This window comes from Streptomyces sp. NPDC086077 (assembly GCF_040686175.1).
Taxonomy (GTDB): Bacteria; Actinomycetota; Actinomycetes; order Streptomycetales; family Streptomycetaceae; genus Streptomyces.
In genome coordinates, this window is the sequence record NZ_JBFBJT010000055.1 from 22,617 (window position 1) to 45,578 (window position 22,962).

At 73.2% G+C, this 22,962-nt stretch carries 20 protein-coding genes and 1 pseudogene; 11 read left to right on the plus strand and 10 right to left on the minus strand.

The window, feature by feature from the left end; all coding sequences use genetic code 11:
• Positions 1-10: 10 nt before the first annotated feature.
• Both katG and AB0O67_RS17945 read right to left on the minus strand, forming a co-directional pair.
• Positions 11-2,230: a catalase/peroxidase HPI gene (gene katG / locus AB0O67_RS17940; protein WP_365451063.1), complete on the minus strand. Its 2,220-nt coding sequence runs from the start codon at positions 2,228-2,230 to the stop codon at positions 11-13.
• 33 nt (positions 2,231-2,263) lie between these two features.
• A complete protein-coding gene (locus tag AB0O67_RS17945) occupies positions 2,264-2,698 on the minus strand; it encodes a Fur family transcriptional regulator (RefSeq protein ID WP_365451065.1) in 435 nt (144 codons plus the stop codon).
• A 166-nt stretch (positions 2,699-2,864) separates the two neighbouring features.
• Here AB0O67_RS17945 and AB0O67_RS17950 point away from each other — a divergent pair, with 166 nt between their 5' ends.
• Positions 2,865-3,698, plus strand: coding sequence for a DUF899 domain-containing protein (locus AB0O67_RS17950; RefSeq protein WP_365451067.1), 834 nt, complete (start codon positions 2,865-2,867; stop codon positions 3,696-3,698).
• Here AB0O67_RS17950 and AB0O67_RS17955 read toward each other — a convergent pair.
• Complete coding sequence (locus tag AB0O67_RS17955) at positions 3,664-4,083, minus strand: TOBE domain-containing protein (protein WP_365451069.1); 420 nt, start codon at positions 4,081-4,083, stop codon at positions 3,664-3,666. The genes AB0O67_RS17950 and AB0O67_RS17955 overlap by 35 nt on opposite strands.
• A gap of 181 nt (positions 4,084-4,264) precedes the next feature.
• Here AB0O67_RS17955 and AB0O67_RS17960 point away from each other — a divergent pair, with 181 nt between their 5' ends.
• The 3 genes from AB0O67_RS17960 to AB0O67_RS17970 all read left to right on the plus strand — a co-directional run bounded on the left by AB0O67_RS17960 (position 4,265) and on the right by AB0O67_RS17970 (position 7,239).
• A complete protein-coding gene (locus AB0O67_RS17960; protein ID WP_365451071.1) occupies positions 4,265-4,507 on the plus strand; it encodes a hypothetical protein in 243 nt (80 codons plus the stop codon).
• Positions 4,504-6,732, plus strand: a complete 2,229-nt coding sequence (locus AB0O67_RS17965) for a heavy metal translocating P-type ATPase (protein ID WP_365451073.1) — start codon at positions 4,504-4,506, stop codon at positions 6,730-6,732. Before AB0O67_RS17960 ends, AB0O67_RS17965 begins: the two co-directional genes overlap by 4 nt.
• A gap of 228 nt (positions 6,733-6,960) precedes the next feature.
• On the plus strand, positions 6,961-7,239 hold the full coding sequence (locus tag AB0O67_RS17970; protein WP_365451075.1) for a copper chaperone PCu(A)C: 279 nt from the start codon (positions 6,961-6,963) through the stop codon (positions 7,237-7,239).
• A gap of 3 nt (positions 7,240-7,242) precedes the next feature.
• Here AB0O67_RS17970 and AB0O67_RS17975 read toward each other — a convergent pair whose 3' ends face one another.
• On the minus strand, positions 7,243-8,001 hold the full coding sequence (locus AB0O67_RS17975) for a DUF2071 domain-containing protein (protein WP_365451077.1): 759 nt from the start codon (positions 7,999-8,001) through the stop codon (positions 7,243-7,245).
• A gap of 190 nt (positions 8,002-8,191) precedes the next feature.
• On the opposite strand from AB0O67_RS17975, the gene AB0O67_RS17980 reads away from it, so the two are divergent.
• A complete protein-coding gene (locus AB0O67_RS17980; protein WP_365451079.1) occupies positions 8,192-8,887 on the plus strand; it encodes a hypothetical protein in 696 nt (231 codons plus the stop codon).
• 177 nt (positions 8,888-9,064) lie between these two features.
• Positions 9,065-9,721, plus strand: a complete 657-nt coding sequence (locus AB0O67_RS17985; RefSeq protein WP_365451081.1) for a sigma-70 family RNA polymerase sigma factor — start codon at positions 9,065-9,067, stop codon at positions 9,719-9,721.
• Positions 9,722-9,800: 79 nt separating this feature from the next.
• Here AB0O67_RS17985 and AB0O67_RS17990 read toward each other — a convergent pair whose 3' ends face one another.
• From AB0O67_RS17990 to AB0O67_RS18005, 4 genes are read right to left on the minus strand one after another with little or no spacing between them, the layout of a single operon-like run.
• Positions 9,801-10,337: an NUDIX hydrolase family protein gene (locus tag AB0O67_RS17990; RefSeq protein ID WP_365451083.1), complete on the minus strand. Its 537-nt coding sequence runs from the start codon at positions 10,335-10,337 to the stop codon at positions 9,801-9,803.
• Positions 10,338-10,352: 15 nt separating this feature from the next.
• Positions 10,353-11,495 (minus strand): amidohydrolase family protein, encoded by a 1,143-nt coding sequence (locus AB0O67_RS17995; protein ID WP_365451085.1) that lies wholly within the window; start codon positions 11,493-11,495, stop codon positions 10,353-10,355.
• Position 11,496: 1 nt separating this feature from the next.
• Positions 11,497-12,900, minus strand: coding sequence for a glutamine synthetase family protein (locus AB0O67_RS18000; RefSeq protein WP_365451087.1), 1,404 nt, complete (start codon positions 12,898-12,900; stop codon positions 11,497-11,499).
• A 42-nt stretch (positions 12,901-12,942) separates the two neighbouring features.
• Positions 12,943-13,755 (minus strand): SAM-dependent methyltransferase, encoded by an 813-nt coding sequence (locus AB0O67_RS18005; RefSeq protein ID WP_365451089.1) that lies wholly within the window; start codon positions 13,753-13,755, stop codon positions 12,943-12,945.
• A gap of 197 nt (positions 13,756-13,952) precedes the next feature.
• Between AB0O67_RS18005 and AB0O67_RS18010 the strand changes: the two genes are divergently transcribed.
• From AB0O67_RS18010 to AB0O67_RS18020, 3 genes and pseudogenes are all read left to right on the plus strand, one after another.
• Positions 13,953-14,843 (plus strand): Cof-type HAD-IIB family hydrolase, encoded by an 891-nt coding sequence (locus AB0O67_RS18010; RefSeq protein ID WP_365451091.1) that lies wholly within the window; start codon positions 13,953-13,955, stop codon positions 14,841-14,843.
• Positions 14,844-14,937: 94 nt separating this feature from the next.
• A pseudogene (locus tag AB0O67_RS18015) lies at positions 14,938-15,443 on the plus strand (hypothetical protein).
• A 57-nt stretch (positions 15,444-15,500) separates the two neighbouring features.
• Positions 15,501-17,003 (plus strand): SPFH domain-containing protein, encoded by a 1,503-nt coding sequence (locus AB0O67_RS18020; protein ID WP_365451093.1) that lies wholly within the window; start codon positions 15,501-15,503, stop codon positions 17,001-17,003.
• Positions 17,004-17,033: 30 nt separating this feature from the next.
• Here AB0O67_RS18020 and AB0O67_RS18025 read toward each other — a convergent pair whose 3' ends face one another.
• Complete coding sequence (locus tag AB0O67_RS18025; RefSeq protein ID WP_365451095.1) at positions 17,034-18,092, minus strand: helix-turn-helix domain-containing protein; 1,059 nt, start codon at positions 18,090-18,092, stop codon at positions 17,034-17,036.
• A gap of 118 nt (positions 18,093-18,210) precedes the next feature.
• Positions 18,211-19,539, minus strand: a complete 1,329-nt coding sequence (locus AB0O67_RS18030) for a serine/threonine-protein kinase (RefSeq protein WP_365451097.1) — start codon at positions 19,537-19,539, stop codon at positions 18,211-18,213.
• Positions 19,540-19,781: 242 nt separating this feature from the next.
• On the opposite strand from AB0O67_RS18030, the gene AB0O67_RS18035 reads away from it, so the two are divergent.
• A complete protein-coding gene (locus tag AB0O67_RS18035) occupies positions 19,782-21,026 on the plus strand; it encodes an amidohydrolase (protein WP_365451099.1) in 1,245 nt (414 codons plus the stop codon).
• Between the two features lie 97 nt (positions 21,027-21,123).
• Complete coding sequence (gene htpG, locus AB0O67_RS18040; RefSeq protein ID WP_365451101.1) at positions 21,124-22,953, plus strand: molecular chaperone HtpG; 1,830 nt, start codon at positions 21,124-21,126, stop codon at positions 22,951-22,953.
• Positions 22,954-22,962 lie beyond the last annotated feature (9 nt).

Here is a 22,962-nt window from a genome sequence, read left to right on the forward strand (position 1 = left end):
CTGACTCAGGTCAGACCAGGTCGAACCGGTCCAGGTTCATGACCTTGTCCCACGCCGCGACGAAGTCCGTCACGAACTTCTCCTTCGCGTCGTCGCTCGCGTAGACCTCCGCGACCGCACGCAGCTCGGAGTTGGAGCCGAAGACGAGGTCGGCGCGGGTGCCGGTCCACTTGACCTCGCCCGTGGCGGCGTCGATGCCCTCGAACGTGGTCTGGTCCTCGGACGTCGACCTCCACGTCACACCCAGGTCGAGCAGGTTGACGAAGAAGTCGTTCGTCAGGGTGCCCGGGGTCTCGGTGAGGACACCGTGCTTGGACTGCTGCGAGTTGGCGCCCAGGACGCGCAGACCGCCGACGAGCGCCGTCATCTCGGGGGCGCTCAGCGTCAGCAGGTTCGCCCGGTCGAGCAGCAGGTACTCGGCCGGCAGGCGGTTGCCCTTGCCGAGGTAGTTGCGGAAGCCGTCCGAGGTCGGCTCCAGCGCGGCGAACGACTCGGCGTCCGTGTGCTCGTCCGTCGCGTCGACCCGCCCCGGGGTGAAGGGCACCTCGATGTCGTGGCCCGCGGCCTTGGCGGCCTTCTCCACGCCCGCGCAGCCACCGAGGACGATCAGGTCGGCCAGGGAGACCTTCTTCGCGGAGCCCGCGTTGAACTCCTGCTGGACGTTCTCCAGGGTGCGCAGGACCGAGGCGAGCTGGTCGGGGTCGTTGGCGTCCCAGCCGCGCTGCGGCTCCAGGCGGATCCGGCCGCCGTTGGCGCCACCGCGCTTGTCGCTGCCGCGGAACGTCGAGGCCGAGGCCCACGCCGTGCCGACCAGCTGCGGGACGGTCAGGCCGGAGTCGAGGAGCTTGGCCTTGAGGGCCGTGATCTCCTCGGCGCCGATGACCTCGCCCTGGGCCTCGGGCAGCGGGTCCTGCCACAGCAGGGTCTCCTCCGGGACCTCCGGGCCGAGGTAGTGCGACTTCGGACCCATGTCGCGGTGGGTCAGCTTGTACCAGGCACGCGCGAAGGCGTCCGCGAACTCCGCCGGGTTCTCGTGGAAGCGGCGCGAGATCGGCTCGTAGATCGGGTCGAAACGCAGCGACAGGTCGGTGGTGAGCATCGTCGGGAGATGCTTGCGCGACGAGTCGTGGGCGTCGGGGATGACGGCCTCGGAGTCCTTCGCGACCCACTGCTTGGCGCCGGCGGGGGACTCGGACAGCTCCCACTCGTAGCCGAACAGGTTCTCGAAGAAGTTGTTGCTCCACTGGATCGGCGTGGTGGTCCAGGTGACCTCCAGGCCGGAGGTGATGGCGTCACCGCCCTTGCCCGTGCCGTAGGTGTTCTTCCAGCCGAGGCCCTGCTCCTCCATGGAGGCGGCCTCGGGGTCGTTGCCGACGTGGTCCGCCGGGCCGGCGCCGTGGGTCTTGCCGAAGGTGTGGCCACCGGCGATGAGGGCGACGGTCTCCTCGTCGTTCATCGCCATCCGGCGGAACGTCTCACGGATGTCGCGGGCCGCGGCCAGCGGGTCCGGGTTGCCGTTGGGGCCCTCGGGGTTGACGTAGATGAGGCCCATCTGAACGGCGCCGAGGGGGCTCTCCAGCTCGCGGTCGCCGCTGTAGCGCTGGTCGTCGAGCCAGGTGGTCTCGGGACCCCAGTAGACGTCCTCCTCCGGCTCCCAGACGTCCGCCCGGCCGCCGCCGAAGCCGAAGGTCTCGAAGCCCATCGTCTCCAGGGCGACGTTGCCGGCGAGGATCATGAGGTCGGCCCAGGAGATGTTCTGGCCGTACTTCTTCTTCACCGGCCACAGCAGACGGCGGGCCTTGTCCAGGTTGGCGTTGTCCGGCCAGCTGTTCAGCGGCGCGAAGCGCTGCTGGCCGGCGCCGGCGCCGCCGCGGCCGTCGCTGATGCGGTAGGTGCCCGCGCTGTGCCACGCCATCCGGATGATCAGCGGACCGTAGTGGCCGAAGTCGGCGGGCCACCAGTCCTGCGAGGTCGTGAGCACCTCGGCGAGGTCCCGCTTGACGGCCGCCAGGTCGAGGGACCGGAACGCCTCGGCGTAGTCGAAGTCCTCACCGAGCGGGTTGGACACGGCGGGGTTCTTGGCGAGGATCTTCAGGTTGAGGCGCTCCGGCCACCACTGGCGGTTGCCACCGCCCTGCGTGGGGTGCGCGGCGCGCCCGTGCGCGACCGGGCAGCCTCCTGTGCCCTCCGTCTTGGGGTCGGTGACGATTGCATCCGGGTTCTCAGCCATGGGCATCCTTCTTCGGGACATGGATCACGGTGCTCAGGAACTACGGGTGGAACAGGCGGGGCACAGGCCCCAGTAGATGACCTCGGCCTCGTCGATCGAGAAACCGTGGTCGTTCGACGCGGTCAGGCAGGGGGCCTGGCCGGCCGCGCACTCGACGTCGGTGACCGTGCCGCAGGACCGGCACACGAGGTGGTGGTGGTTGTCGCCGACGCGCCCCTCGTACCGGGCCGGGCTGCCCGCCGGTTCGATCCGGCGGACCAGCCCCGCCGCGGTCAGCGCGTGCAGGGCTTCGTACACCGCTTGCAGGGATATGTGGCCCACGCGGTCGCGCACCCCCGACGCGATCGCCTCGACGCCCAGGTGGTCTCCGGCCCGGACGGTCTCCAGCAGTGCGACGCGGGCTGCCGTCACCCGCAGGCCGGCACCGCGCAGCTCTTCGGCGGTGGTCGGATTCGGGGACGCGGTCATGCGGGCGAACCTATCGCGGTAAACACGAACGGTTCAAGAAAACGAAGGGTTAAATCATGAGCCGTGTCGGACGGCGCCGCGCGGGTGGCGCGCGGTGGTGGGCGGGGCCGTGGGGGAGAAGCATGGTGACCGACGCCGTAGTCCGGACCACGTGGAGGTGAGGGCCATGACCGAGCTGCCCGAGGTGGTGTCCCGCGAGGAGTGGCTGAGCGCGCGCAAGGAGCTGCTGGCCGCGGAGAAGGAGCTCACCCGGGCTCGCGACCGGGTCAACGCCCGACGACGGCGGCTGCCCATGGTCCGCGTCGAGGCGCAGTACACCTTCGAGGGCCCCGACGGGACGGTCGGGCTGGTCGACCTGTTCGAGGGGCGGCCCCAGCTGGTCGTGCACCACTTCATGTGGATGTACGACATCGATGCCGACGGCACCGAGCGCCCCCGCGACCACGGCTGCTCGAGCTGTTCCTCCGCCGCCGACCAGATCCCGGCCCATCTGCGCCAGCTGCACGTGCGTGGCACCTCCCTGGCCGCGGTGTCCCGGGCGCCGTACCCCAAGATCGCCGCGTTCCGGGACCGTATGGGCTGGACGTTCCCCTGGTACTCCGCCGCGGACAGCGACTTCAACTACGACTTCCACGCCACGATCGACGACCGGGTGGCCCCGGTGCTGGTCAACTACCGCACCCCGGCCGAGCTCGCCGGGGCGGGCGAGCCCTGGGACGCGAGCTGGCGCGGCGACTACCCCGGCGTCAGCGCCTTCCTCCGGGTCGGCGACGAGGTCTTCCACACCTACTCCGCGTTCGGCCGGGGCATCGAGGAGTTCCACAACGGCGACAACTACCTCGACCTCACCGCGCTCGGCCGCCAGGAGGCCTGGGAAGAGCCGAAGGGCCGCGCGGAACCCCTCGGCCTGCAGGTCGGCGGACCGGCGATGCGCCTCCCCGACGAGTACGGCGACGCGCCCGGCGTCACCCCACCGCCAGGGACACCTCCGTCGCCTTGATCAGGGCGACCACCGGAGAGCCCGGCGCCAGACCGAGGTCGTCGACCGCGTCCTTGGTGATCGCGGAGGTCAGCTCCCCGCCCTCCAGCGCGACCTTGACGGAGGCCATCGCGCCGCCCGTGCCGACCCCCAGCACCGTGCCGCGCAGCCGGTTGCGGACGGACAGTCCCTCCACCGGGCCCGTGGCGAGGGAGACCTCCGTGGACTTGACGAGGGCGCGTACGGCGGCCCCCTCGGTCAGCGCCAGGTCCCGTACCGCGTCCGCGGTGATCGCCGCGGTGATGTCCTGCCCGCCGTCGAGACGCACTCCGACGACCGCCATCACCTCGCCGGAGGTGATGGCGGTGACGGTGCCGGGCAGCTGGTTGCGGATACTCAAGGCCATGGTGAAACACCTCAAAAGGGGGAGAAACGGTGCTCGCTGCGCGCCCTACCGTAACCGCGCGATCGCGCAGTGTGACCTACCCCACACCGGTGGCGTGGAACTCCAGCCGTCCCGTCCCCGACTCCTGTACCGGCACGGTGCGAACCGAGTGACGCCGTGCGACGCGATCTGGAGACCGGTGATGCACGACCCCCGACCACCCGCCCGCCGCGCCCCCAGGGCGCTGAGGGACCTGCTGCCCCCGCCGGCCCTTGGCGGATTCCTGCTGCTGCTCGCCGTCGTCTTCGTGGTGGCCTACGCCGTCGGATCGGCCGTCGGCCCGGTCGCGCCCGGCATGCACCGCCCGGACAGCGGCGCCACCGAGGCGGACCCCCACAGCGGCACCGGCACGCACGGCGACCACACCGAAGGCCACACCCCATGACGACCAGGCCGGCGCCCACCCTGACGACGACCGACCTCACCGTGGGCGGAATGACCTGCGCGGCCTGCGTGCGACGGGTCGAGAAACGGCTGGCCCGCCTCGACGGCGTCACCGCCACGGTCAACCTGGCCACCGGCCGTGCCCGCGTGACCCACCCGACCGTCGTCCGCCCCGAGGAACTGGTCGCCACGGTCGAGCAGGCCGGCTACACGGCCGCCCTGCCCACACCGTCCCAGGCCCCCGAACCCGGCACCGGGAACGACTCCGAGCTCGGCCGGCTGACGGTGACGGGGTTGCTCGCGGCGCCCGTGCTGGTGCTGTCGATGGTGCCCGCCCTGCAGTTCCGCAACTGGCAGTGGCTCTGCTTCGTCCTCGCCGCGCCCGTCGTCGTATGGGGAGCCTGGCCGTTCCACGCACGGGCGGCGCGGGGGCTGCGGCACGCGGCGTCGACCATGGACACCCTGGTCTCGCTCGGCGTACTGGCCTCCTTCGCGTGGTCGGCGTACGCGCTCTTCCTCGGCGGAGCGGGCACGCCCGGCATGCGGATGCCGTTCGGTCTGGTGCCGTCCGCGTCCGACGGCGTCGCGCACGTCTATCTCGAAGCCGCCGTCGCCGTACCGCTGTTCGTGCTGGCGGGCCGCGTGCTGGAAGCGCGAGCCCGGCGCGGCACCGGTGCGGCGCTGCGCTCGCTGGCGCGGCTCGCCGCCAAGGAGGTGTCCGTGCGGGAGGACGGCGGCGGCGAACGGCTGGTACCCGTCGAGCGGTTGACGGCCGGGCAGGTCTTCGTCGTGCGCCCCGGAGAGCGGATCGCCACCGACGGCGAGGTGGTGGAGGGCAGTTCCGCCGTGGACCTGGCCCTCGTCACGGGGGAGAGCGAACCCGTCGAGGTCGGGCCAGGCACCACGGTGGTCGGCGGGGCGGTCAACGTCGGCGGGCTGCTCCTCGTGCGGGCCACCGCGGTCGGGGCGGACACCCAACTCGCCCGGATCACCGCGATGGTGACGGAGGCCCAGGCGGGCAAGGCGAAGGCGCAGCGGCTGGCCGACATCGTGGCCGGGGTGTTCGTACCGGTGGTGCTGACGCTCGCCGTGACGGTGCTCGGCTTCTGGCTGGGTGCCGGTGCCGATCCACAGGCCGCGATCACCGCGTCCGTCGCCGTCCTGGTCGTCGCCTGCCCGTGTGCACTGGGCCTCGCGACCCCCACCGCCCTGATGGCCGCGACCGGCCGCGGCGCCCAACTCGGCGTGCTGGTCACCGGGCCGCAGGCGCTGGAGGGGCTCCGGCACATCGACACCGTCGTCCTGGACAAGACCGGCACGCTCACCTCCGGGCACATGACCGTCGCCCGGGTCACCACGCCGCCGGGCGGGCCGGGCCGGGACGCCGTACTGCGGCTGGCCGGGGCCGTGGAGCAGGGATCGGAGCATCCGCTGGGGCGGGCGATCACCGCCTACGTGGGGCGGCCGCTGCCGGGCGTGCGGGACTTCTCCGCCGAGGCCGGACGGGGCGTGCGGGGCAGGGTCGAGGGGCGGCTCGTCGAAGTCGGCGCCTGCGAGGGTGGGTTGCCCGGCGAACTGGCCGAGGCGCGGCAGGCGGCGCACGCGGCCGCGCGGACGCCGGTCCTGGTGCGGGTGGACGGGGCGGCCGCCGCGGTCGTCGAGGTCGGGGACGTCGTACGGCCGGGCAGTTACCGCGCGGTGGAACGGCTGCGCCGCCTCGGTATCGAGCCCGTCCTCGCCACCGGCGACGCCGACGCGCCCGCACGAGCCGTCGCGGCGTCGCTCGGCATCACCGAGGTGCACGCCCGCCGCACCCCGGAGGGCAAGACCGACCTGGTACGGCGGCTGAGGGCGGACGGACGCCGGGTCGCGGTGGTCGGCGACGGGGTGAACGACGCCGCCGCGCTGGCCGGCGCCGACCTCGGCATCGCCATGGGCGGCGGCACGGACGTGGCCATCGGGGCCGCCGACGTGACGCTGGTGCGCGGGGACATCGAGGCGCTCGCGGACGCGGTGCGGCTGGCCCGGCGCACCCTGGGCACGATCCGCGCCAACCTCGTCTGGGCCTTCGGCTACAACGCGGTGACGCTGCCGCTGGCCATGGTCGGGCTGCTCACCCCGATGCTCGCCGCGGCGGCGATGTCCGTGAGCTCGCTGCTGGTCGTCGGGAACAGCCTGCGGCTGCGCACCTGGCAGCCCGGGCGTGGACGGCGGCCCGCGCGATGAGCCGACCGCGTGCCGCCGACACCCTGCTCACCGCCCTCGCCCCGGTGGCGGCCTGCGCGGTCGCCCTCGGCGCGCTGACCGCATGGGTGGACACCGGCCGGGCGGGCGGACCGCCCCGGATCGAGGTCGCGCCGGGCCGGGTCTTCCTGCCGTTCGGCGACACCGAGGACACGGCGGCGTTCTTCGACATCACCAACTCCGGGGGGGGCGGAGGACCGACTGGTCGCGGTGACGTCCGGCACGGCCGGCCGGGAACCCACGCTCAGCCGCCACCGTATGACCGACAGCGGAGCCGCCTACCGCGCCGCCGTCGGCTCCGCCTCCGTCCCCGCGGGCGGCGACCTGTCGATGACACCGCTCGGCCTGGACGTGATCCTGCGGGCCGACGCGGGCTGGCGCGTGGGCGACGTCGTGCCGTTCACGCTCCACTTCGAGCGCAGCGGCCGGGTCGAGACGTCGGCGGTGGTGGTGCTGCCGGGCGGTGGCCAGGGCTCCGGCCAGGGGTGACCGTCAGCCGTGCCGGCGGGCGGGGCGGCCGAAACGTACCGGCACCCCCGGTGAGTACAGGACGCTCGCCGGTTCGCCGACCGGCGCCGCCAGGCCCGCCGCGGCCACCAGGTCCTCCTCGCATTTCAGGAGTTCGGCGCGGTGCAGGGGCCAGCGCGGATGGGTGTTCGGGAGGTGGACGGGGCGTCCGAGGAGCGTGGTGTGCATGCCCCAGCGGGCGGTCAGGAAGTGTTCGACCTCGGTGGGCTCGGCCACGGGCTCGCCGACGCGCAGGGTGATCCGGCTGTACGCGCCCCTGGGGCCGGGCAGCCGCCGAGTACTGGTGTAGGTGAGGACGTCGTCCCCGCGGGACACGGTCATCCTCGACCACGCGTAGGGCAGCCGGAACACCGAGCGGCCGACCGCCACCGGCAGCAGCCGGGAGGCGTCCAGCGAGCGGAAGACCACGCCGCGGCGCCCGTGGCTGTCGACCGAGTAGAGCCGGACGTTGATCTCCGGGAAGTTCCCGAGATACGGCACGCCGGGCAGCCCCAGCCAGCCGACCCGGTGCATCCGGAACGCCACGAGACCGACGTACGTCACCCCGTCCAAGGTGTCCGGGACGCAGCCGGCCGGCAGCAGGGGCGCCACGTCCGCGGGGGCGGCGGCCCAGTGCAGAAGGGCCAGATCCAGCCATGACTGGGTCAGCAGCGGGCGGGGCGTGGAACCCGGCGGATCAACGGATATCGGCTCGGGTTCGACGGCGGGGCGGGGGAGGGGCACGTTTCGAGGATGCCAGAGGGGAGGACGGCCAGGGAGTACGTCGTCCTCCACCGCGGTCGGCCCGAACGCCGAGCTGGTTCCGGCATATGTGTGTGGTCTGTCTCACGCGTCTCGGATTGAGTCACCGACACCACCCGATTCCGTACCCACCGTTGACGACCGCGCGCCGGATGCAAGGATGAGGGCCGTCATGACTGTCGGGTGGTGTTCTCGCACGGTTCGGGCCGCGGTGTTCGCGGCCGTCTGTGTGCTGCTCGCCGCCCTGGGCCACGTGCTGATGTCCGGCAGTGACGTGCCCTGGTGGACGCTGGCCGCGGGCGCGGCCGTGACCGGTGCCGCGGGCTGGGGGCTGGCCGACCGGGAACGCGGGCTGCCGCTGATCGTGACCGTCGTCGTCGTCGCCCAGACGGCCCTGCACTCCGCCTTCTCCGTCGCCCAGTCGATGGCCGCCGGGCCCGGACCCCGTACGCACTCGGACGTCACGGCGCACGACATGTCGGCGATGCCCATGGACGCCGCGGACATGTCGGCGATGCCCATGGGGTCCCCGCACACCCACTCCCTGGACGCCATGGACGTGGGCCATGCCAGGCTCATGGGCCACGTCATGGACGGCTCGTCCTCGTTCGGCATGCTCGCCGCGCACCTGCTGGCCGCGCTGCTGTGCGGCCTGTGGCTCGCGCACGGCGAGCGCGCCGCGTTCCGCCTCCTGCGCGCGGTGGCCGGATGGCTCGCGGCACCCCTGCGGCTGCCGCTCGCCGTGCCCGTCCCGCCGCACCACCCGCGCCCCCGCCTGCGGCGCCGCAGGTCGGCGCGGTCACCGCGACGGCTCCTGCTCGTCCACGCGATCACCTCTCGGGGGCCGCCCCTGGGGACCGCTGTCTGACGACAGCCGGTAACCCGGGGCAGCCTGTGCGCGCCTCGGGTCACGGCCGTACGCCCGCGCGGGCATCCGACGCCGCGCAGGACGCCGTGCGGCCGCTCCCCCACTCACCGGATCCCGCACCGCACGTGCGCCCACGCGCCGCCGGCCGGGGTCCTGGACGGCCGACAAGGACACCAGGTGAACACTCCTGCCCTGCCCGACGTACGCGAGAGAACCGAGGACCACGGGAAGACCGACGACCACGAACCGACCGCGCCCCACGGGGCCGAATCCGCCGACGACTCGATAACGGCATGGGCGCTGGCCGCCCGCACCGGTGACCCGGCGGCCGTCGACCGCTTCGTCCGCGCCCTGCACCGCGACGTGCTGCGCTACGTCGCCCATCTGTGCGGCGATCCGCAGGCCGTCGACGACCTCGCGCAGGACACGTTCCTGCGGGCGCTCGGCAGCCTGCACCGGTTCGAGGGGCGCTCCTCCGCGCGGGCCTGGCTGCTGTCGATCGCGCGGCGCGCGGTGATAGACAGCTACCGCTACGCCGCCGCCCGGCCACGCCTGTGCGACGTACCGGACTGGCGGCTTGCCGTGGAACTGGCCCAGCCGCGTGACCTGCCCGGCTTCGACGACGGCATCGCGCTGCTCGACCTGCTGGCCGTGCTGCCCGAGGAGCGGCGGGAGGCGTTCGTGCTCACCCAGTTGCTGGGGCTGCCGTACGCGGAGGCGGCCGCGCTGAGCGGCTGTCCGGTCGGCACGGTCCGCTCCCGGGTGAACCGGGCCCGCGCCACGCTCGTCGACCTGCTGGCGGCGGCGGACCAGCCGGCCGCGCTGGTCGCCTGACCGACGGGAGGGCGCCGGTCAGGACCGGCGCCCTCCCGCCCGCCCGCCTCGTGGCCACGGCGTCGACCGGTGCGGCCGGTCAGAAGGCCAGCCCCACGTGCGCCAGCGCCTGCTTGAGCAGCACCCCGTGCCCGCCCGGCATCTCGCTCTGCAACGTCGGCGAGGCCGCCTCGTGCGGCTCGAACCACTCCAGGTCGAGCGCGTCCTGCCGGGGCCGGCAGTCGCCGGTCACCGGCACCACGTAGGCGAGGGACACCGCGTGCTGGCGGGGGTCGTGAAACGGCGTGATGCCCTGGGTCGGGAAGTACTCGGCGACCGTGAAGGGCTGGAGGGAGGCCGGGATCCGGGGCAGCGCCACCGGGCCGAGGTCCTTCTCCAGGTGCCGCAGCAGGGCGTCCCGGACCCGCTCGTGGTGCAGGACCCGGCCGGAGACAAGGGTGCGACTGACCGTCCCGTCCGGTCCAATGCGCAGCAGCAGGCCGATGCTGGTGACTTCACCGCTGTCGTCGACGCGCACCGGAACCGCCTCGACATACAGGATCGGCATGCGGGCGCGCGCCATCTCCAGCTCGTCGGAGGACAGCCAACCGGGCGTGGTCTCGGTCATGTCAGACATTGCTTGATCATACTTTCAGGTGTCGTCGGAAAACCGGTAGACCCGGTGGGCGTTGTCCCGCCCCGCCCACCGCACGAGGCGCAGCGCGTCCGGCAGGCTCAGCTCGTCCGAGTCCACCCGCTCCTGGAGCAACTCGGCCAGCCCCCGCCGGAAGGCCAGGGCACCCAGCAGGTGGAACTCCGCCACACCGTAGGCGTCGGAGCTGTACAGCAGCTTGCGGAACGGCGTGATCTCCGTCGCTTCGGCCAGCACCGCGCCCGCCCGGCCCGGCCCCACGTGGTGCAGGGTGAGGCCGACGTCGAGGTACACCTGCTCGAACACGGCCGCGAGGTAGGCGGCTTGGCGCTGGTACGGCCAGCAGTGCAGCAGCATCACCGGGATCGTGCCGGACGTCAGGTGCAGCCAGTCGGTCAGGTGGGTGGGGTCGCAGCGGTGCAACCGGACGTCGTTGTCCCCGAAGCCGGTGTGCAGCTGGAGGGGGAGCCCGAGACCGACGGCCGTCCACAGCAGGTGCCGTACGAGCACGGGGTCGTCCAGCCGGCCGCCGTGCGCCGGCAGGCGCCGGGCGGCCTCGGTGATCTCGGCCTCCGTGGGGCGGGCCGGGTCCAGGTCGAAGCCCGTTCGGTAGGCGGCCACCGACTTCACCGCCACCACACCGGGCTGCCCCACCGCCTCCCACGCGGCCGCCTCGAACGTCCGCGCGTACGCGTCCGGTTCGACCCCGGCCGCCACCACGGCCTCGGCGACGGTCTCCAGCCGTACGACCTCGTGCGCGAGGGCACCGGCACCGGCGAGCTCGGCCAACTGCTCCGGCGTGGTGAGGCCTTCGGGGGCGTAGCCGGTGTCGACGCAGAACACCTTCGTCCCGGCGGCGGACAGGAACCGCCGGTTCACCTCCGCCGGGCCGAGCCCCGCCCGGCGGGCCACGTACTCCTCGGCCGGGGCGTGGCGCGGCAGGTCCAGCAGGGGCGCGCAGTGGCGGCGGACGGCGACGCCGGCGGGGCTGTCGAAGGGCGAGACGCCCGGCCATGCCTCGCCCTCGGTGAGCAGCGACGCGAAGCCCGGCATGTCCAGGCCCGCCGTGACGACGCCGTGGCAGTGGTGGTCCACCAGGGGCAGCGCGTCCAGCGCCTCCGCGACCGGTCCGGCGGTGCCCACGTCAGTAGACCCAGCGGTAGGCCGCGGCCACCCGCTCGTCGTCCAGCCCGGCCACGGCGGCGATCTCACCGAGCCGTACGGCGATCACCGCGTCGGCCAGCACCTCTCCCAGCGCGGCCCGCACCCCGTGGTCCCGGCGGAACGCGGCGACGGCCTCCTCCAGCGACTCCGGCAGCCGGCGCACCCCCCGTCGCGCCGCCTCCTCGGCGCCCAGCCGCGCCGGGTCGCCCGTGGTCTGCTCCGGCAGCGGTGCGGCCGTCGCGAGGCCGTCCAGTCCGGCGGCGATCACGGAGCCGAGGGCGAGGTAGGGGTTGGCGGCCAGGTCCACGGGCTTCACCTCCAGGTTGGCGGCCTGGTCGCGCAGGCCGGCGGTGCCCGTGATGACCCGCACCGCGGTCTCCCGGGTCTCCAGGCCCCATGCCGTGAACACGCCGGCCCACTGTGCCGGCCGGAGCCGCAGATAGCTCGCCGGGCTCGGGGCGGTCACCGCCAGCAGGCCTGGCAGACGGCCGAGGATCCCGGCCGCGAAGGACTCGGCGTCCGCGGTCATTCCGTGCCGGCCGCTGCCGCCGGAGTGCAGGTTGACGCCGTCGCGCCAGGCGGAGAGGTGCAGATGGCCGCCGTTGCCGACGCCCTCGCCGGAGACGGCCGGGGCGAAGGAGGCACGCAGACCGTGCCTCCCGGCCACCGCGCGGATGGTCTGCCGCAGCAGCACGCTCCGGTCGGCCGCCGCCACCGGGTCGAGCGCCCCCACCGAGACCTCGAACTGCCCGGCCGCGTACTCGGGGTGCACCTGGTCCACGTCCACGCCCTGCGCGGCGCACGCCGCCAGCAGATCGGCCGTGCAGTCGCTCAGCTCCACCTGCCGGATGGCGCCGTACGCCGGTCCTGACACCGCCGGTACGAACTCCCCGCCGGGCGCCGACCCCAGCCCGAGCGCCCACTCGATCTCCACGGCCGCCCGGAAGGTGACGCCGTGCTCCCGGGCCGCACGGTCGACGACCCGGCGCAGAAACGTGCGGGCGCAGGCCGGGTGCGGCTCGCCGTCCTGGGTGATCCGGTCCACCGGCGCCCACGCCCAGCCGGGCTGTGCGGCGAGCACGGTCAGCTGGTCCAGGTCGGGGTAGAGCCGCAGATCCCCGTCCGGCGAGCCGAGCACGTCCGTGGTGACGACGGAGTCGTCGGCGAGGAAGGTGTCGAACACCGGGGACATCCCCACGCCCCAGGCCGCGGCCGCCGGGAGCCGCGCCGTCGGGATCCCCTTGACCCGGCCGATGCCCGCCGTGTCGACGTACGACAGGACGATCCCGTGCACACCCCGCGAGGACAGCTCACCGCTGAGCGCGCCGGCCCTTTCCGTCTCACCGGGGCGGCCACCGGGGACCGGGTCGGCAAGGGTCGTCATACGTCCTCCTCGACGGGCGCGGCGGCCGGGTCGGTACCGGAGTCAGGGTTTCACGGCCACCGCGCCGTACTGCGGTACCACGACGGGGGCGTGCAGCTCGGCGCGCCAGGCGGAGCACGACACCAGGCCCGGTTCGAGCATGTCCAGCCCGTCGAGGAACGACGCGATCTCGGCGCCACTGCGGGCGGTGACCGGCGGGGTGGCGTTCTCGTTCCAGAACTTCATGGCCGGGATCTGGCCCTCGCCGCCCAGCTCCGCGTCGTGCGTGGGGTGGGTCATGGCCAGGTAACTGCCGGAGGGCACGGCGGCCATGACCCGGCGCACGATCTCCCGCGCCTCGTCCGTGTCCAGCACGAAGTTGAGGATGCCCAGCATCATCACCGCGACGGGACGCGTGAAGTCCAGGGTGCGCGTGGCCCGGTCCAGGATGAGCTCCGGGTCGCGCACGTCGGCGTCGACGTAGTCGGTGACGCCGTCGGAGGTGCCGGTCAGCAGGGTCCGGGCGTGTATCAGCACGATGGGGTCGTTGTCGACGTACACGATCCGGGACTCGGACGCGATGCGCTGGGCGATCTCGTGGGTGTTGTCCGCCGTCGGGAGCCCGGTGCCGATGTCCAGGAACTGCCGCACCCCGCGCTCGCCGGCCAGGAGGGACACCGCCCGGCCGAGGAACTCGCGGTCCGCCCGCGCGATGTCCCGGACCAGCGGGAACATCGAGGCGACATGGTCGCCCACCTGGTGGTCGACCTCGTAGTTGTCCTTGCCGCCGATCCAGTAGTTCCAGACCCGTGCGTTGTGCGCCACACCGGTGTTCAGGCGTGCCGATCCCTCCGCCGGGGTGGGAGCCTCGCTCACGTCTCTTCCTCTCCTCGCCCGTACCGCAGTTGCCGCCATTGTGCCGCGTTCAAGATCGGCCCGCGGGCGAACCGGAGGACCGGGGCCTCACTCGTGCGGAGGAGAGTCCTGGGTAGGGTTGACGGCCGCACCCGGAACGACAAGCGGCGCGCGATCGGGCACCCCAGGGAAGCGGCCGAGCGCCCAGGAAACAGGACATGCCCCACTCCCGCGCGACCCTGCCCACCACGTCCGCCTCCGCGGCGCCCGGCAACGCCGACATCCGCCTCGTCGTCACCGACATGGACGGCACGCTGCTGGACGACGACAAGCGCGTCCCGGCCGGGCTGTGGGAGGTGCTGGAGCGGCTGCGGGAGCGCGGGGTGCTGTTCACCCCGGCCAGCGGCCGCCAGTACGCCACGCTGGCACGTGAGTTCGCCCGGGCCGCCGAGGGCATGGTGTTCATCGCGGAGAACGGCACCTACGTCGTCAGGGACGGCGTGGAAATCAGCTCCGACACGCTGGCCCCGGCCGTCGTCACGGACGTCGTCCGGGAGGTACGGCGGCTCGCGGCGGACGGCGTCGACCTCGGCGCCGTCGTCTGCGGCAAGCGGTCCGCCTACGTCGAACGCGCCGACGAGCCCTTCCTGGCCGAGGTCCGCAGGTACTACGTCGAGCACCGGGTCGTCGACGACGTCACCGCGGTGGACGACGACATCCTCAAGGTCGCCCTCCACGACTTCGGCCCCGTGGAACGCGTCACCGCCCCGGCCCTCGCCCGCTTCGGCGCCACCCACCAGGTCGTCGTCTCCGGCGAGCACTGGGTCGACATCATGAACCGCACCGCCAACAAGGGTGCCGCCGTCCGCCGCCTCCAGCGCGAGCTGGGCATCTCACCCGCGCAGACCGTGGTGTTCGGCGACTACCTCAACGACCTGGAGATGCTCGACACGGCCGAGTGGTCCTACGCCATGGCGAACGCCCATCCGCAGGTCGTCCGGCGCGCCCGGCACCTGGCTCCGGCCAACACCGACAACGGCGTGCTGCGCACGATCACCCGCCTGCTGGGCCTGCCGGAGATTCCGGACGTCGGCATGAAGAACGCGTAAAGATTGCCGGAACCCGGCAATGCGATCCGACGGCCCCGCATGTCAGGATCCCGTCAACGGGGAGACCGGCGGCGGGCGGGAGGGGGCGGCACGGATGGCCTGGTTCCTGGGACTCGGCATCACGGGGGTCGTGCTGCTCGCCCTGGCGCTGGTACTCGACGGGGTGCTGGACAGCGTGCTCGACGGCGCGCTGGACGGCGTCCTCGACGGGTGGCTGTCGTTGCCGGTCGTTGCCGGGTTCCTGGCGATGACCGGCTTCGGCGGAGCCCTCGCCATGGGGGTGACCGGGGCCGGCCCGGCACTCGCCACCGGATGCGGCGCCGTCTGCGGCGGGGCACGGCCTGGCTGACGTACCGGCTCAGCCGCGCCCTGATGCGGGACGGGTCGGCTGTCGCACCGCGCGGCGAGGACCTCGTGGGTACCTCCGGCAACGTCGTGACCGCCATTCCGGACGGCGGCTTCGGTGAGGTGCTGCTCCAACTCGCCGGTCAGCCCGTGAAGTTCGCCGCGCGCAGCGCCGTGCCGGTGGCCAGGGGGGCCGAGGTGTGGGTGGAGGCGGCACCGTCCGCGACCTCCGTCGTGGTGCGCCCGGTCGACTGAGTGCCGGGCCGTCTGTCCTTTTCGTCATGCTCAGCTCTTGGAACGGGGGGCATTGTCATGAGTCCTGTCGTCGTTGCCGTGGTGGGGGTCGTCGTACTCCTTGTGCTGCTGGCCCTGGTGGTGGCCGGCCGATACAAGGTGGCCGGGCCGAGCGAGGCGTTCATCGTCACCGGGCGGCGTGGCAAGCAGGCCACCGATCCGGCGACCGGCCGGGTCTTCACCGACAACAGCGGGCAGAAGGTGGTCGTCGGCGGCGGAGTCTTCGTCGTGCCGTTCGTGCAGCAGCGGTTCACGCTCGACCTGTCCTCGCGGCACATTCCGGTGGCCGTGCGCGGCGCGGTCACCCTGCGCGGGATCAAGGCCCATCTCGAAGGCGTCGCGATCGTGAAGGTCGGCGGCACCGAGGACTCGATCCGGGCGGCGGCCCAGCGGTTCCTGATGCAGCAGGACGGGATCGTCGGCTTCACCCAGGAGGTGCTCTCCGGCGCGCTGCGGGCCATCGTCGGGCGGATGTCGGTGGAGGACATCATCCGCGACCGGGCCGCCTTCGCCGGCCAGGTCGCCGAGGAGGCCGAGGCCAGCCTGTCCGGGCAGGGCCTGGTGCTGGACGCTTTCCAGATCCAGGACATCACCACCGAGGGCTCCTACCTGGAGGACCTCGGCCGCCCCGAGGCGGCGCGCGCCAGGCAGGAGGCCGACATCGCCGAGGCCGAGGCCCGCCGGGCGGCCGAGCAGGCCCGGCTGAAGGCGGAGGAGGAGATCGCCGTCGCCCAGCGGACGTTCGCGCTGCGGCAGGCCGAGATCAAGGCCGAGACGGACGCCGCGGCGGCGCAGGCGGCCGCCGCCGGTCCGCTCGCGGAGGCGGCCCGCAAGCAGGACATCCTCACCCAGCAGGAGAAGGTCGCCGAGCGGCAGGCGGCGCTGAAGGACCGCCAGCTCGACACCGAGGTGCGCAAGCCCGCCGACGCCCAGCGCTACGCCGCCGAGCAGGAGGCCGAGGCCAGGCGGGTGGCGCGGGTCAAGCAGGCCGAGGCCGAGCGGCTGGCCGAGATCGCGGCGGCGCAGGCCGAGGCCGAGCGGTCCCGGCTGACCGGTGAGGGCGAGAAGCAGCGGCGCGGCGCACTGGCCGAGGCGGAGGCGATCGAGGGCCTCAAGCAGGGTGAGGCCGAGCGCGCCCGGCGGGCGGCGATCGCGGAGGCGGTCCGCCTGGAGGGCGAGGCCGAGGCGGTGGCGATCGGCGCGAAGGGCGCGGCCGAGGCGGAGGCCATGCGGCAGAAGGCCGACGCCTTCGGCCGGTACGGTGACGCCGCCGTGCTGCAGATGCTGGTCGAGGTGCTGCCGCAGGTCGTCGCCAAGGCGTCCGAACCGCTCGCGGCGGTGCAGAAGATGACCGTGATCTCCACCGACGGGGCCGGCCGGATCCCCCGCGCGGTCGCCGACAACGTCACCCAGGGCATCGAACTCCTCGGCGCCACCACGGGCGTCGACCTCGCCGAGCTGCTGAAGGGCGTCACCCGACGGGACGGCGGCGCGGCCGAGAAGGTCGAGATCAGCGGCTGAACCGCACGGTCGGCGGGCCCGCCCCGGACGTCAGAATTCCTGGGCGGGCCAGTCCAGCAGCCGGGCGCCGATCACGGCCGTCTGGAGGGTGTAGCGGTGTGTCGGCTCCGCCGGGTCGGCGCCCGTCAGCTGGTGGATGCGCTCCAGCCGGTAGGTCAGGGCGCGCACGCTCAGCGCGAGCCGGCGCGCCGCCTCGGCCGCGACACAGCCCGACTCGAAGTACACCTCCAGCGTCCGCAACAGCGGCTCGGCGCCGCCCCGGGCCCCGCGCAACGGACCCAGGGCGCTCAGCACCAGGTCGGCCATGGCCTGCCGGTCGCGGGTGAGGACCGGATAGACCAGCAGCTCGGCGGCGCGCACCACCGGCTCGTCGAGCGCGAGGCGCTCCGCCAGCTGCAGCGCGCTGAGGGCCTCCTCGTACGAGTGGACCACGCCCCCCGCGCCGGGCTGGGGCCGCCCGATGGCCACCCGTCCGGCCCCGGTCGCCGCGTAGGCCTGTGCGGCGAAGGACGCGAGCACGTCGTCCTGGTCGCCGGGCGCTATGCAGATCAGCTGCCCGTTCTTGGTGGCCAGCAGGATGCGCCGGTCGCCGAAGCGGGCGATCAGCGCGGACTCGACCCGGCGGGTCACCGGGTGGGTGTCCGCGTACGCCTCCGGGCCTTCGGCGACCGCGACCGCGTGGGCGCTGGACAGCACCAGTCCGAACCGCTCGGCCCGCTCCGCGAGCCGCCCCAGGTCGCTGCGCCCGTACAGCAGGTCGTCGATGAACTCCCGCCGGGCCGCCTCCTCCTGACGGACCGCCAGGTGCTGCGCCCGCTCGTAGCCCTCCGCGAAGGCGTCCACGGCCTGGGCCACCGCCGCCAGCACGCTGTCCGCCGTCGCCGACGCGCCGGGCCACCAGAAGCGGGTCGCGTCGAGGTGCTCACGCACGAGCGCGCGCAGACTGTGCCCGGCCTCCGCGGCCCGTTCACCGAGGGCGCGGCGCTCCTCCAGCTCGTCGCGGGTCGGGCGGCGCCCGGTGGCGGAGACCTCCGTCAGCATGCCCGTGTACCCCCGCAGATACGTGTCCTCGGTCGCCGTCACGCTCACTCCGCCCCCGCCCCTTCGACGCCGTCCTGACGCCGTCCTGACGGCATTCGGCATCGGGAGGGTAGCCAACATTGCCGGAACACGGCAATGCGGACGACCCCTGGGCCCGGGCCGGGACTCAGTCGTCCCCGTCGCCCGCGTCGCCCCCGTCGTTCCCCTCATCGTCGTCGTCCGTGTGACGTCGCCGCTCCCGCTTCTCGTCCTTGGGCTCCTCCTGCCTCTTCGTCGCGGCGGGGGACGGGGAGGCCTCGCCGGCCGGCGCCGCGGACACCACCGACGGGGAGACCTGCGACGAGGTGGGCGCTGTCCTCCCCGGGTCGGTGCCGGCGGTGGTGGAGGCCGTGGGCGAGCCGCTGGGGGAGTCCGTGCGGGAGCCCTCCGTCGCCGTGTTGTCGGGCGAGAACCACAGCATGCCGGCGGCCATCGCCGCCAGGAACAGCGTCACCGCGGCCGCGGCCCCCACCACGCGCGGCCGCAGGAGCCCGCTGCGGGCCGCCGGCCGGCCACGGCGCCGGGACGCCGTCCTGGGGGAGGACGGCAGCATGTACGTCGTCGCGGCCCCCGTCCCGCCGGGCGGCGGCGTCGGTGCGGCCGCGGCCGCGGGCGCCGGTGCGGGGGCGGGCAGCGGCTCGGGGCGGCCCTGCCAGGCCCCCGCCGCGAACCAGTCGGCGACCTGGGCGGCGCCGGGCCGGTGCTCGGGCTGCTTGGCCAGCAGACCCAGCAGGTAACTCTCGAAGGCGGGCGGCAGTTCGGCGCCGAGCTGCCGGGGCGGTACCGGCGCGGCGTCCAGATGCTGGTGGAGGATGGCGATCGGGGTGTCGGCCTGGAACGGCGGGCGTCCGGTGAGCAGCTGGTACAGCACGCAGCCCAGCGAGTACACGTCACTGGCCGGCCCCGCCGGGCGGCCGAGCGCGCGTTCCGGGGCGAGGTAGAGACTGGTGCCGACGATCTGGCCGGTGGCGGTGAGCGCGGCGGCCGGGTCGTCGAGGAAGCGGGCGATGCCGAAGTCGCCGATCTTCAGGGTGCCGTCCGCGTCCAGCAGCAGGTTGGCCGGCTTGATGTCGCGGTGCACGATGCCCTGCTGGTGGGCGGCCGCCAGTCCGGCCGCCGCCTGCGAGGCGATCAGCGCCACGCGCGCGGCGGGCTGCGGGCCCGCCTGGGCGAGCAGGCCGGCGAGGCTGTCGCCGTCGACCAGCTCCATCACCAGGAACAGCCGGTCCTCGTACGTACCGAAGTCCAGTACGCCCACCACGTAGGGGTGATGAAGCCGTCCGGCGGTCTGTGCCTCCAGGCGGAAGCGTGACGCGGCCGTGGGGTCGGAGTCCTGGGGCAGCAGCAGCTTGACGGCCACCCGCCGGCCGAGCGTCTCGTCGTACGCCCGCCAGACCTCTCCCATCGCGCCGCGCCCGATCGGATCCTGCAGCTGGTACCGGCCCGCTATGAGCACCTGTGATTCATCCTCATGCTGTGTGACGTCTCGGCGCCGCAGGTCAACTCACCGCCGGTGCGTGTGAGGTGGAGGGTTTGCCGCAGCTGCCACAGCGTACCGGCCGCGGGGTGGTGCTCATGATCACCCTTACGGATGGCCCGGCCTTCCGGCAGGCGGCAGGATGGCCGTCACAGGCCTCAGCACCCCGCACGCGACGCCCGTGGGCGAGCGTGTCCCTGTCGGAGGAGAACGAAGCAGCCATGAGCGAATCTGCCGCCGCAGCAGCACGCCTCGCCCTCGAACTCACCGCCGGCCTCAAGCCCGACGGCCTGGAGGACCTCTACCGCGATCTGCACCGCCACCCCGAACTCGCCTTCCAGGAGCACCGCACCGCCGCCAGGCTGGCCGGCCGGCTGCGTACCGCGGGCTACGAGGTGACGGAAGGGGTCGCCCGCACCGGCGTCGTCGGCGTGCTCACCAACGGGGACGGGCCGGTCGTCTGGCTGCGCGGCGACATGGACGCGCTGCCCGTGCCCGAGGCGACGGGCCTTCCCCACGCCTCCACCGTCGACGGCGTGATGCACGCCTGCGGGCACGATCTGCACGTGACCTGGCTGATCGGCGCCGCCGAGGCGCTCGCGGCCGGCCGGGAGGCCTGGTCGGGCACGGTCGTGGTGGTCGGGCAGCCCGCGGAGGAGGCCGGTGGCGGCGCGTCGGCGATGGTCGCGGACGGGGTGCACGCGCGCTTCCCCCGCCCCGACGTGCTCTTCGGCCAGCATGCCGCGCCCGGACCCGCCGGGTCCTATCCGCACACGCCCGGCCTGATCATGTCGGCCTCCGACGACATCGACGTCGTCGTGCACGGCGTCGGCGGCCACGGCTCACGCCCCGAGTCGACCGTCGACCCGCTGGTGACCGGCGCGTACATCGTCACCCGGCTGCAGTCGGTGGTGTCCCGCGAGGTCGCGGCGGCGCACTCGGCGGTGCTGACGGTCGGGCAGTTCCACGCCGGTACGCAGGCGAACATCATTCCCGCAGAGGCCCGGCTCGCGCTGAACCTGCGGACCCAGGACCCGGAGGTGCGCGAGCGCGTGCTGGCCGCCGTGCACCGCATCGTCACCGGCGAGTGCCAGGCGGCCGGCTGCCCGCGACCGCCCGTGATCACCGTCAGTCCCGGATATCCGAACACCGTCAACGACGCCTCCCTCGACGAGGAGGTCGCCGCCGTGCACCGCGAACTGTTCGGAGGCCACACGGTGTTCGCCTTCGGTCCGGCGATGGGCAGCGAGGACTTCTCCCTGCTGGCGCCGCGGGGAGTGCCGTACGACTACTGGTTCGTCACGACCACGCCGGCCGAGGTCTGGGAGGCGGCGCCGGGGGAGGCCCTGCTGGAGCGGCTGGGCAACGTGCCCGGCAACCACAGCCCGCTCTTCGCGCCCGACCTCTCGGTGCTCGTACCGGGGGTGCGGACGCTGGTGTCGGCCGCGCTGAGCCGCCTCGGGTAGCCGCGCGTCGCGCCGAGCGCGCTTGTGTGCCCTGTTGCCGGTGTGTCAGATTTCGATGGCCCGCACGCCCGCACACCGCTTGAACAGAAGGGACGCCATGAGCACCGAGACGCTGGAGTTCCAGGCCGAAGCGCGGCAGCTCCTGCAGTTGATGGTCCATTCGATCTACTCGAACAAGGACATCTTCCTGCGTGAACTGATCTCCAACGCCTCCGACGCCCTGGACAAACGGCGCCTCGCCGGTCTCACGGACGACAGCCTGCGGACCGACGACCCGCACATCGCCGTCGAGGTGGACAAGGACTCCCGCACACTGACCGTGCGGGACAACGGCATCGGCATGTCACGCGACGACGTGGTGGGGCTCATCGGCACCATCGCCCGGTCCGGCACGGCCGAGACGCTGCGCAGGCTCAAGGAGAGCAAGGATTCGGCCGAGCTGATCGGCCAGTTCGGTGTCGGTTTCTACTCCGTCTTCATGGTCGCCGACCGGGTCCGCCTGCTCACGCGCAGGGCCGGCGAGGAGACGGGCGTGCGCTGGGAGTCGGACGGCGACGGCACGTACACGATCGAGACCGCCGAGGACGTGCCGGAGGGCACGTCGGTGACCGTCCACCTGCGCCCCGCGGACGAGGAGGACGCCCTCTACGACTATGCCGAGGAGGGGAAGATCCGGGAGATCGTCAAGCGGTACTCGGACTTCATCTCGTTCCCCATCCGCATGGGGGACGAGACCCTCAACTCGATGAAGGCGCTCTGGGCCCGGCCGCGGTCCGAGGTCGAGGACGAGGAGTACCAGGAGTTCTACCGGCACATCAGCCACGACTGGTCGGAGCCCCTGGAGATCATCCAGATGCGGGCGGAGGGCACCTTCGAGTACGAGGCCCTCCTCTTCGTCCCGGCGCGTGCCCCGCACGACCTCTTCCAGCGCGACGCCCGCCACGGCATCCAGCTCTACGTCAAGCGCGTGTTCATCATGGACGACAGCCGTGAGCTGCTGCCGGGCCATCTCCGCTTCGTCAAGGGAGTGGTGGACGCCGCCGACCTGTCGCTGAACGTCTCCCGCGAGATCCTCCAGCAGGACCGGCACATCCAGCTGATCCGGCGCCGCCTCGCCAAGAAGGTCCTGTCGACCGTCAAGGACCTCATGCGCAACGACGCCGAGAAGTACCGGACGTTCTGGCGCGAGTTCGGCGCCGTGGTCAAGGAGGGCCTGCTCGATCCGGCCGAGGACCACAGGACGATCCTCGACGTCGCGTCGTTCGCCTCCACCGCCGGCGACGAGCCCACCAGCCTGGCCGAGTACGCCGCCCGGATGAAGGACGGTCAGGACAAGATCTATTTCATGACCGGCGAGAGCCGCGCGCAGATCGAGAACTCCCCGCACCTGGAGGCCTTCAGGGCCCAGGGCTACGAGGTCCTGCTGCTCACCGACCCGGTGGACGAGATCTGGGTCGAGGCGGTGCGGCAGCACGACGGCAAGGAGTTCCGGTCCGTAGCGCGGGGCTCGGTCGACCTGCCCGCCGAGGAGGAGGTGTCCGAGGAGCGGTCGGGCGCCTACGCGACGCTGCTGACCTGGCTGAACGAGACGCTCGACGAGGTGAAGGACGTCCGGCTGACGACGCGACTGACCAGTTCGCCGGCGTGCCTGGTCGCCGACGCCGACGGCATCACCCCGGCCCTGGAGAGGATGTACCGGGCGATGGGCCAGGAACTCCCGCCGGTGCAGCGCATCCTCGAGCTGAACCCCGAGCACCCGCTGGTCGGCGGGCTCAGAGCGGCCTACGAGGAGCGGGGTGCGGACGCGGAGCTGGCCGAGACGGCCGAACTGCTGTACGGCACGGCCCTGCTCGCGGAGGGCGGCGACCTGGCCGACCCGGCGCGCTTCGCCAAGCTGCTCGCCGACCGCCTCGCCCGCACGGTGTGACCGGGCGCC

What these genes read in the sequence shown, in the direction of transcription:
- AB0O67_RS17960 (WP_365451071.1), top strand. Translation starts at nt 4,265, where the DNA reads ATGCACGACCCCCGACCACCCGCCCGCCGCGCCCCCAGGGCGCTGAGG.
- AB0O67_RS17965 (WP_365451073.1), top strand. Translation starts at nt 4,504, where the DNA reads ATGACGACCAGGCCGGCGCCCACCCTGACGACGACCGACCTCACCGTG.
- AB0O67_RS18020 (WP_365451093.1), top strand. Translation starts at nt 15,501, where the DNA reads ATGAGTCCTGTCGTCGTTGCCGTGGTGGGGGTCGTCGTACTCCTTGTG.
- htpG (WP_365451101.1), top strand. Translation starts at nt 21,124, where the DNA reads ATGAGCACCGAGACGCTGGAGTTCCAGGCCGAAGCGCGGCAGCTCCTG.
- AB0O67_RS17955 (WP_365451069.1), bottom strand. Translation starts at nt 4,083, where the DNA reads ATGGCCTTGAGTATCCGCAACCAGCTGCCCGGCACCGTCACCGCCATC.
- AB0O67_RS18035 (WP_365451099.1), top strand. Translation starts at nt 19,782, where the DNA reads ATGAGCGAATCTGCCGCCGCAGCAGCACGCCTCGCCCTCGAACTCACC.
- AB0O67_RS18010 (WP_365451091.1), top strand. Translation starts at nt 13,953, where the DNA reads ATGCCCCACTCCCGCGCGACCCTGCCCACCACGTCCGCCTCCGCGGCG.
- AB0O67_RS17990 (WP_365451083.1), bottom strand. Translation starts at nt 10,337, where the DNA reads ATGTCTGACATGACCGAGACCACGCCCGGTTGGCTGTCCTCCGACGAG.
- AB0O67_RS17980 (WP_365451079.1), top strand. Translation starts at nt 8,192, where the DNA reads ATGACTGTCGGGTGGTGTTCTCGCACGGTTCGGGCCGCGGTGTTCGCG.
- AB0O67_RS18000 (WP_365451087.1), bottom strand. Translation starts at nt 12,900, where the DNA reads ATGACGACCCTTGCCGACCCGGTCCCCGGTGGCCGCCCCGGTGAGACG.
- AB0O67_RS17950 (WP_365451067.1), top strand. Translation starts at nt 2,865, where the DNA reads ATGACCGAGCTGCCCGAGGTGGTGTCCCGCGAGGAGTGGCTGAGCGCG.
- katG (WP_365451063.1), bottom strand. Translation starts at nt 2,230, where the DNA reads ATGGCTGAGAACCCGGATGCAATCGTCACCGACCCCAAGACGGAGGGC.
- AB0O67_RS17945 (WP_365451065.1), bottom strand. Translation starts at nt 2,698, where the DNA reads ATGACCGCGTCCCCGAATCCGACCACCGCCGAAGAGCTGCGCGGTGCC.